Origin of the sequence: Exiguobacterium sp. S22-S28, assembly GCF_043359615.1 — a bacterium.
In the GTDB taxonomy this organism is placed as follows: Bacteria; Bacillota; Bacilli; order Exiguobacteriales; family Exiguobacteriaceae; genus Exiguobacterium_A.
Genome location: NZ_JBHFFC010000008.1, coordinates 49,944 through 57,206 on the forward strand (window position 1 = coordinate 49,944; position 7,263 = coordinate 57,206).

Annotated in this window: 6 protein-coding genes; all 6 read right to left on the reverse strand. The window is 46.6% G+C overall.

All coding sequences use genetic code 11. The features are described from left to right. Positions 1-37: 37 nt before the first annotated feature. Positions 38-1,126, reverse strand: coding sequence for a PIN/TRAM domain-containing protein (locus tag ACHA8N_RS02690; RefSeq protein WP_147512563.1), 1,089 nt, complete (start codon positions 1,124-1,126; stop codon positions 38-40). Positions 1,127-1,257: 131 nt separating this feature from the next. Then, positions 1,258-2,634, reverse strand: coding sequence for a DNA repair protein RadA (gene radA / locus ACHA8N_RS02695; RefSeq protein WP_393964605.1), 1,377 nt, complete (start codon positions 2,632-2,634; stop codon positions 1,258-1,260). 80 nt (positions 2,635-2,714) lie between these two features. After that, positions 2,715-5,162: an ATP-dependent protease ATP-binding subunit ClpC gene (clpC, locus tag ACHA8N_RS02700; RefSeq protein ID WP_147512565.1), complete on the reverse strand. Its 2,448-nt coding sequence runs from the start codon at positions 5,160-5,162 to the stop codon at positions 2,715-2,717. Beyond that, positions 5,162-6,235 carry a protein arginine kinase gene (locus ACHA8N_RS02705; protein WP_147512566.1) on the reverse strand — a complete coding sequence of 358 codons (1,074 nt, stop codon included), beginning with the start codon at positions 6,233-6,235 and terminating at the stop codon, positions 5,162-5,164. The genes clpC and ACHA8N_RS02705 overlap by 1 nt, the downstream gene beginning before the upstream one ends. Next, positions 6,228-6,656, reverse strand: a complete 429-nt coding sequence (locus ACHA8N_RS02710) for a hypothetical protein (RefSeq protein ID WP_167498394.1) — start codon at positions 6,654-6,656, stop codon at positions 6,228-6,230. Before ACHA8N_RS02710 ends, ACHA8N_RS02705 begins: the two co-directional genes overlap by 8 nt. Positions 6,657-6,672: 16 nt before the next feature. Beyond that, the gene (locus tag ACHA8N_RS02715; RefSeq protein ID WP_147512567.1) at positions 6,673-7,128 is read right to left on the reverse strand and encodes a CtsR family transcriptional regulator; all 456 of its coding nucleotides are present in this window, start codon (positions 7,126-7,128) and stop codon (positions 6,673-6,675) included. Between the last annotated feature and the right edge of the window lie 135 nt (positions 7,129-7,263).

Sequence of the window (7,263 nt, forward strand, 5' to 3'; positions counted from 1 at the left end):
GTAAAGACTGCCAAAATCATTTTTGGCAGTCTGTCGTTTATTTTTCTTGGGGTTTCGCAAAGATCATACGTCCTGCAGACGTCTGTAAAACACTGGTCACGACGACACCAATTGTCTTCGAAATCAAATGTTTTCCTTCTTCGACGACGACCATCGTCCCGTCTTCCAAATAAGCAATTCCCTGTTTTTGTTCTTTCCCCTCTTTGATGACAAGAACCGTCATCTCTTCACCGGGAATCACCACTTGCTTGACGGCATTCGCCAAATCATTGATGTTTAAAACACGAACGTTCCGGACTTCACACACTTTGTTCAAGTTATAGTCATTTGTCACGACGATACCTTTGATCAATTCAGCAAGCTTAATCAATTTGATGTCCACTTCCGGGACGTCTTCAAAATCACCGTCATAAATCTCGACTTCCATGCCGGGAATCGATTGGAGTTCTTTGAGGACATCCAGCCCACGCCGTCCGCGGTTTCGCTTCAGCGTGTCCGATGAATCCGCGATATACTGTAACTCACCGATGACGAATTGCGGGACAATCAGTTTGCCTTCGACAAATCCGGTTTTCGCAATATCGGTAATCCGACCGTCGATGATGACACTCGTATCGAGGACTTTACTGTTTGATTTTTCGACAACAACAGGCTCTGCCGCCTTTTTCTCTGTCTGATTATTATTGTTACGTAAGAAGACTTTTGTCAGTTCGTGACGCTTCCGGTAACCGACCGTAAATCCGAGATACCCGAACAGGACTGCGACAATCATGGTTAACACATTACTCAGTAACGGAATACCGACAAGTTCAATTAGCATACTGACGAGAAAGGCCATGACGAGACCAACTAATAAGCCGAATGTGCCGAAAAATAAATCGGCGACAGGTGCTTTCACTAACTTTTCTTCTAAAAACCGGAGAAGTCGAATCACAGAATCCGTAATGAATAATCCAATTAATAAAAATATGAGTGCACCAATCGTTCCTGTAACGTATGTGGTCATCAACCATTCCGGGAAAGCCATCTTCGTCGCTGCTTCAATCAGTTGAAATAATTCAGGAAGCAACAAGATACCAAGCGCAAGACCTAATAACGCAAAAAAGATCCTGATGACAATTTTCAATCTTCCCACCTCCTTTTATTATTTTAAGTTCATTGTAACATGTATTTATTTGAATCACCTACGGCTTAAGGTGGGGAAACTGTTTACAATTCCTTAACACCTTCCCCATCTTTTCCCGTAGTTGAAACTGTTTAGAAAGGAATGGTTTCCCGCAGTGCTTCATCTACACTCTCCACCCCGATTACCGTAATCCCGGGCGGATAGGTCCACCCACCAAGGTTGTTTTTCGGAATAATGGCACGGGTAAAGCCAAGCTTCGCCGCTTCAGCGACTCGTTGCTCGATGCGTGATACGCGTCTGACTTCTCCGGTCAATCCCACTTCCCCGATGACGACATCTGTCGGTCGGGTCGGTTTATCCCGGAAACTGGAGGCGACCGCGACACAAATTGCTAAATCGATGGCCGGTTCATCCAGTTTAACCCCACCTGCTGCCTTAAGATAGGCATCTTGCGTCTGAAGCAACAATCCTGACCGTTTCTCTAGGACAGCCATCAGCAAGGCGACTTTATTCTGATCGATACCTGTCGCCATACGACGCGGATTCCCGAACGAAGTCGGGGAAATCAGTGCTTGTAATTCCACCAAAACTGTTCGTGTTCCTTCCATTGAAGCTACAATCGTTGACCCGGATACACCGGACGTCCGTTCTTCGAGGAAAATCTCCGATGGATTCAAGACTTCTTCAAGCCCTGATTCCCGCATTTCAAAAATTCCGATTTCATTCGTCGAACCAAATCGGTTTTTAACCGCCCGTAAAATCCGGAACGTATGATGACGTTCCCCTTCAAAATACAGAACAGCATCTACCATATGCTCGAGTAGACGCGGTCCGGCAATCGATCCCTGTTTTGTCACGTGACCGACAATGAAGATGGCAATTCCGCGACTCTTGGCGATTTTCATCAGCATCGCTGTACACTCCCGCACTTGCGTGACACTGCCCGGCGCAGATTGAATTTCGTCAATGTAAACCGTTTGGATGGAGTCGATGATCAGGAAGGCCGGATTTTCTTCATCGACGACCCGTTCAATCATATTCATGTCCGTCTCACTCAAGACAAACAAGTCCTGCGTCGGCAACCCGAGTCGTTCCGCGCGTAATTTCGTTTGTTTAAGCGATTCTTCTCCTGAAATGTACAGGACTTTTTCTCCACGCGCCGCAAGACGTGCACTGGTCTGAAGTAAAATCGTCGACTTCCCGATTCCCGGATCACCACCGACAAGAACCATCGAGCCAGGTACGATACCACCGCCGAGGACCCGGTCAAATTCACCGCTGCCCGTGAAAACACGGCTTTCTTCTTGTGACAAGATATTAGATAAACGTTCCGGTTTTAACTGTTTTGTCGTCGTGTGCACGAAAGCAGAACCCCGCCGTGCCTTTTTCTCTTCGACAACTTCTTCGACCATCGTGTTCCATTCACCACAGCCGGAGCAACGGCCCATCCATTTCGGAGATTCCGTTCCACAACTCTGGCAGACAAATTTCGTCTTTAGTTTAGCCAAGTGATCCATCCTTTCTCTTTATCAAGAAAAAAAGTCCAGCTTTCGCCTCATACTTGCGAAAGCTGGACCCTGTTGATCAATTATTCGGTCGTTGCCGGTTCAGCTTGATGACGACGGACGATGAATTCTCCATCTTCGACATCAAGTGCCACCCGCTCACCTTTTTGAATATCACCGGCAAGCAAGGCTTCTGACAAACGATCCTCTGCTTCCCGTTGAAGGGCACGACGGATTGGACGGGCTCCGTATTCCGGATCATATCCGATATCCGCGATTTTCGAGAGCGCGGCCGGTGTCAACTCGAAGTGAACTTGTTGTTCAGCAAGTCGTTGTTCCAGTGTTTTCGCCATCAACTTCACAATTTCTTCGATGTGTTTCTTCTCAAGTGAGTGGAAGACGATTGTTTCGTCAATCCGGTTCAAGAATTCAGGACGGAAGGCTTTTTTCAGCTCATCCATGACTTTCCCCTTCATGTCTGTATACTCACGATCCGTATCATCCGAAACCGCAAAACCAACGTATTTGTTGCGTTTGAGTGCACTTGCTCCGACGTTTGACGTCATGATAATGATCGTATTTCGGAAGTCGACTGTCCGACCTTTTGAATCCGTCAAGCGACCATCGTCAAGCACTTGAAGTAGAATGTTGAAGACTTCAGGGTGTGCTTTCTCAATTTCATCGAGCAAGATGACGGAGTATGGTTTCCGGCGCACTTTCTCCGTTAACTGACCGCCTTCTTCATATCCGACATATCCCGGAGGAGAACCGACAAGACGACTTGTCGCGTGTTTCTCCATGTACTCGGACATATCGATCCGGATGATGGCGTCCTCGTCACCGAACATCGCTTCCGCGACTGCCCGGGCAAGTTCCGTTTTACCGACACCGGTTGGTCCGAGGAAAATGAATGAACCGATCGGACGTTTTGGATCTTTTAGGCCCGCCCGTGCACGACGGATGGCTTTTGAAATTGATTTAACAGCTTCGTTTTGACCGATGACACGTCCATGAAGAATTTCTTCGAGACGCAATAAGCGGTCCGTCTCTTCTTCTGCAATCTTCGTGACCGGAACACCTGTCCAGTTCGCGACGACTTGTGCGATGTCGTCTTTCGTCACTTCTAGTTTTTCATTGCCTTGCTTATTCTGCCATTCTTCTTTTAAGCGTTCCAATTCATCTCGTAATTTTTGTTCCGTGTCACGGAGACCGGCTGCTTTTTCGAATTCCTGACTTTGAACGGCTTCGTCTTTATCTTTACGAATCCCTTCAAGTTTCGCTTCTACTTCTTTTAAGTTCGGTGGTGCTGTATATGAGCGTAAACGGACTTTTGAAGCCGCTTCGTCAATCAAATCGATTGCTTTATCCGGTAGGAAACGGTCTGAGATATAACGGTCCGAGAGTGTTACAGCTTCTTGGATCGCTTCATCCGTGATGGTGACCCGGTGGTGGGCTTCATAACGGTCACGAAGACCAAACAAGATTTGTGTCGCTTCATTCGTCGTCGGCTCAGCGACTTGGATCGGTTGGAAACGACGTTCGAGTGCCGCATCTTTTTCGATGTATTTCCGGTACTCATCCAGCGTTGTCGCTCCGATACATTGGAGTTCACCACGAGCGAGTGACGGCTTGAGGATGTTCGAGGCATCAATCGCCCCTTCCGCTCCACCGGCACCGATTAACGTGTGCAACTCATCGATGAAGAGAATGATGTTTCCAGCCTGGCGAATCTCGTCCATGACTTTTTTCAAACGATCTTCAAACTCACCACGGTACTTCGTTCCCGCAACGAGTGTCCCCATATCGAGTACCATGACGCGTTTATTCCGTAACGTCTCCGGCACTTCGTTATTGATGATTTGTTGGGCAAGCCCTTCAACGACTGCTGTTTTACCAACACCCGGTTCTCCGATCAAGACCGGATTGTTTTTTGTGCGGCGACTTAAGACTTCAATGACCCGTTGGATTTCTTTGGCACGACCGATGACTGGGTCAAGGCGTGTCTCACGTGCCTGTTGCGTCAAGTCACGTGCTAAACCGTCAAGCGTCGGTGTTGCGACACCTGAGCCGGCTTGTGAGGCGTTTGCTGTCGTTTCGCTGTTCCCAAGTAACTGAAGTACTTGTTGACGGGCTTTTGAAAGGCTGATCCCGAGATTGTTCAAGACACGTGCTGCGACACCTTCTCCTTCACGGATTAAACCGAGTAAGAGGTGCTCCGTTCCAACATACGAGTGACCGAGTTTACGGGCCTCGTCCATCGAAAGTTCGATGACTTTTTTCGCACGTGGTGTATAGTGAATCGTTGTCGCACCATCTTGACCGCGACCAATTAAAGCTTCAACTTCCATTTGAATCTTATCTGAACTGAGTCCGAGTGCTGTTAAGGCTTTTGCCGCAATCCCGTCTCCTTCACGTACAAGTCCGAGTAAAATGTGTTCTGTCCCGATATTATGGTGACCAAGACGTACCGCTTCTTCCTGTGCAAGTGCGAGTACGCGTTGAGCACGTTCTGTGAATCGTCCAAACATCATTACGCAAAACCTCCTTGTGTGTGATCCCTGTTTGTCTGTTCGGTTAACATCTCACGAATGACTGTCGCTCGTTCGATGTCCCGTTCTCTTGATGTTAATTGTTTCCCGAAATGCTTTTGTAGAAAACCTGTTTGTAGTGATACAAGCAAATGATGGAACAAGTTTGGCGGCAAAGTGACGGCCAATCCTAGGCTGTCTGCCAAACGGACATCAGATAAGCGTTCGGTTGCTTCCCGCGCCGTAATCAAACGTGCCGATTTTAAGATGCCGTACGACCGGTAAAGTCGGTCTTCTAGTTCTTCTTGATACATCTCCAATAATCCTTTTCTTGCAGCCTGTTCTGCTTCAATTAATGCTTCGACGGCAAATTGATAATCAGTAATCAGCATGTCTTCACTGGCTCCAAGCGTCCGTTGATTCGACAGTTGAAACATTCGCCCGGAAGCATCGCTGCCTTCACCGTACCGTCCACGAATCGCAAAACCTAGCTGCCGCAAGTGTTTGATATACCCTTGAATCTGATTCGTCAACACGAGTCCCGGTAAATGCAACATAACGGATGCCCGAAGACCTGTCCCGACGTTACTCGGACACGTCGTCAAATAACCGAGTGTATCATCAAAAGCGATTTTAAACCGTTCACTGATCAAACGATCCACTTGTTTTGCCACCCGGAATGCTTCTTCTAATTGCAGCCCCGGTAAAAGGGTTTGAATCCGGAAATGATCTTCCTCATTCACCATGACACTGATCTGTTCATCCTCGCTGACGAAAAGTCCGGTCCGTGGATGTGTCGCAAGAGCAGGACTGATTAAATGCTTTTCTACTAAAGCAGTTCTGGTCAACGCATCGACTTGATCGACCCGTCCGAACTGAAATCCTTTTAACCCTGACAATTGGCGTTCCGTTTCGTCAATTAAAGCGTTTGCTTGATTTTCTGGCATTCTGGTCGAAAAAGGATAATGTGCCACGTTTCGGGCCAGTCGAATCCGTGTTGAAACGACAATATCATCATACGGAGCTTGCTGATCCATCTTTTCGCTGAGGGGGTGCGTTAAAAGTTGCTCAAACATGGCGCAAATCCTCCTCCACATCAACAATTTGTTGCTTGATCAGTTCAGCTTCCTCATAATCTTCTGATAAAATCTTTCGGTTCAACTGTTCTTTTAATCGACTCAGCTGTTGAGACAGTCGTTTTTCAACTGACTCTTCTTCCGGTCGTGAACCATAGTGTTTTGTATGACCATGCTGGAACTGACGAATCATTCCGTCTACTTCTTCTTTAAAAAATGAATAACATGTCGCACAGCCAACTTTTCGTATATGCAAAAGATGTTGGCGTGTCATTCCACATGAAGGACAGGCGGTTTCTTGATAGGTTTTCGCGAGTTCTTTTACACAAACGGAACAAAGAATTCGTTCTGTTCCGTCTTGGTCTTGTGGAAGTTTGACACGGACGACGGCTTCTCTTTCACCACACCGTTGACAACGCATACGCATCCCTCCCGTATCACAGCCGTTTAATCGTTTGTAAAATAATCTGCATCAAATGAGCACGCATCCTCCGCTGATCTTCAAGTCCCATCGGCAGGCTTTCCTTTTGTAACAAGGATTGAATTAAAATAGCTTCTCGTCGCGTTAAAAGTTGCTCATTCACCAAACGAATCAGGTAATCTTCCGCCGTTTGTTCTGTTAGATCGTTCTCAATCCAACGACTCATCTCATTTAGTAAATCATGACTATCTAAAATCACGATTTTTTGAATTCGGATGTATCCGCCTCCGCCACGTTTACTCTCGACAAAATACCCTTTTTCAATCGTAAACCGGGTATTGATGACATAGTTAATTTGCGAAGGAACACAATCAAAGCGCTCAGCAATTTCTTGACGTTTGATCTCAATTTTTTTCTCATCATGTAAAATTTGCTTTAAATAGGCTTCGATGATATCTGTGATGTTTTGCATGGGCACCACCTCTCTGACCATCTTTGACTATTATTTGATTTAATAGTAATCATCTTAAAAGTGAATTGCAACCATTTAGTCTTTTCGTTCCGGATACACAAAAAAAACCGACCTGCATTTGCAGATCGGCTTCTT

Bases quoted from the DNA above. Each gene is read 5' to 3' on its own strand.
- clpC (WP_147512565.1), bottom strand. From the start codon at position 5,162: ATGATGTTTGGACGATTCACAGAACGTGCTCAACGCGTACTCGCACTT.
- ACHA8N_RS02705 (WP_147512566.1), bottom strand. From the start codon at position 6,235: ATGTTTGAGCAACTTTTAACGCACCCCCTCAGCGAAAAGATGGATCAG.
- ACHA8N_RS02710 (WP_167498394.1), bottom strand. From the start codon at position 6,656: ATGCGTTGTCAACGGTGTGGTGAAAGAGAAGCCGTCGTCCGTGTCAAA.
- ACHA8N_RS02715 (WP_147512567.1), bottom strand. From the start codon at position 7,128: ATGCAAAACATCACAGATATCATCGAAGCCTATTTAAAGCAAATTTTA.